This is a genomic window from Deltaproteobacteria bacterium PRO3, from assembly GCA_030263375.1.
In the GTDB taxonomy this organism is placed as follows: domain Bacteria; phylum UBA10199; class UBA10199; order DSSB01; family DSSB01; genus DSSB01.
On record SZOV01000184.1, the window covers coordinates 1 to 2,324 of the forward strand.

Annotated in this window: 1 protein-coding gene; it reads left to right on the forward strand. The window is 62.0% G+C overall.

Translation table 11 applies throughout. From position 1 onward, the window contains the following. Window positions 1-218: 218 nt before the first annotated feature. Window positions 219-2,324, forward strand: a 2,106-nt coding sequence (locus FBR05_15160) for a VCBS repeat-containing protein (protein MDL1873518.1), incomplete at its 3' end; no start/stop codon positions are given.

The following is a 2,324-nucleotide window of genomic DNA, read 5'->3' on the forward strand; positions in this document are numbered from 1 at the left end:
GGTGACGGGCTACGGGGAGGCGAACCCCTTGGTCCCGAACAAGGACGAGCCCAGCCGCGAGCAAAACCGCCGCGTTCAGATCTTCGTCGAGGCGGTGCAGAAGTAGCCCCATTTAGGCCAATGCCATCTTGAATCGGGCCCCGGATTCCGCCATGCGCGAATCCGGGGCTTTTTTTTGCGGTCACCCCCGATAGAAAAATACTTTGACTCTATAGGTCATGTCCCTAAAATGGCCGCACTTAAGCCGATTCGCCAAAAATCTGTCCATAAATATTCCATTCTTTGGGAGGCCTCCCATGTCGAAACTTCCCTACCTATTGTCCGCGGTGCTTTTATGCGCCATGACGCAAACCTCATCGGCGCAGACCTTTCGCAACGGCGACGTCTCGGAAGAGTCGCGCGTGGTTTCACCTCCGCTCAATCAGTCCATCGAAGAAGAATTCAATCCCCAAAGCGTCACCTGCGGGCAGTTCAACGACGACGACGGCGACGGCCAGCCGACGGACGACGATTTCTTCGATTGCGCCACGCTTCAGGCCCAGTTGCCCTTCGCCAGCCCGGCGCCTTCCGAGTCGAATCTCTGCATCCTGATCAACCAGGCCGTGGAGAACAACTCCCCCAACCAATTCACCGACGGCTACGCCCAGACCCTCGGGGCGAATATCATCGGCGTGCAGACCACCAGCGGCAGCCTGCGCTCGGGCACACTCAACGGTTCTGGCTTCAACGACTTGGTCGGCTTGCTCGCGGGACCCCGCAGCTCGATTTCTTTGCCGTTGCGCACGGCGGCCAACGCAGATTTCGTCACCCCCACCGGCGACGATTGCACGGTGGTGAACCCCGTGGCGGGCGCCGCAACCGATGCGGACTGGCAGGTCGTCGCCATTTCGGAGCAAGGCGCGTTGCAAGATGAAGGCGAACGCGGCATGGAGCTTTTTGACTGCGACGGCGACGGGGACCTGGACTCGGTGACGGCGGTGTCGAACGCCGGCGACCAGAATTTCTACATCAACGTCAATCTTAACGCCGGTTCCGGGCTGGTTTCGGGGCCCAATCAATTCTTCACCCAACAGACGATCGGCACCGACGAGAGCCGGCCCTCGGTGCTGGATTTCGAAGATTTCAACGGCGACGGTATCTTGGACGTCGCCGTCGCCAACGACGGCGACGATACCGATTCGCTGGCGATCTGCTATGGGGACGGTACCTTGGACGATTGCAGCTTTACTTGCAATGTCCAGGTCGACCTGGAGGCCGTGACCGGTTTTAGCGCCGATCCCACCTCCCTCGAGGCCGCCGATTTCGACGGCGACGGCAATCCCGACGTCGCGATCGTGCTTCCGGACTCCGATTCCCTCGGCTACTTTTTCAACAACGGCAGCGGCGCCGCCACCGGACCGAACTTCTCGGCGGCGGCCTCCCAGCTGATCGACACCCTGCCGCCCTCGAACAATGCGCCATACGCGGTCGTTTCGGGTCTTTTCAACCTCGACGACGTCCCCGACGCGGCCGTGACAAATGGCGGGCCTTCCTTCTTTCCTGTGGTTCCCATCACCTTCCTAAAAGGAGGGACACAGTCGGTCCCCGGTAACGTTGTCGTGATCAACTCGGACGGCGCCGGCGGCTTCCTTCCGGTCGAACCGCTGAGCCTTCCTGTCTCCACCGTCGCCGGCATCCCCTTCGCCAATCCGGACGCGATCGAAGCGAAGGATTTCGACCACTGCGGCGGCGACGACATCGTGGCCCTGGCGGAAGGGCCCTTGAACGCGAATGAGGTCTCGAAATATGCGGCCTTCTGGTACAACGTCGACGAGCCGCCCGTCGTCACCGCGGTCACCCCCCTGACCGGCGACGTCGACGAGGTCATCCCCGTGACGGCGACCTGCTCGGATCCCACCGACGACGACCGGAGCTTCACTTGGACGATCGTCGGGCCCGCGGGTTCCACCTCCAGCATCACGCCGTCCAGCGGCGCTCTGACCGGGACGGCGGTGGATATCGCCGGCAATTTCCAGGGCGACACCCCCGGCGATTACACCTTGACCCTGTCATGCGTCTCCTGCGACCTGAGCGCCACGACGACCGTCCTGATCACCCTGAACCAGCAGACCTTATTTACCCAAGGCGGCTGCTTGGCCAGCCTGACGCCGAATGGAGGGAGCAACATGAAGTGGAGTTATGCATTACTGCTGGCGGTGCCCATGATCCTCGCTTTGCGCCGCTTGGGCCGCAAGGGGGCGATCGGCCTGGTGGTCGCGGCGACGCTGTTGGGGTTTGCGGTTCCCGCGAGCGCCCTGACGACGTCGTTCAGCGTGAACACGTTC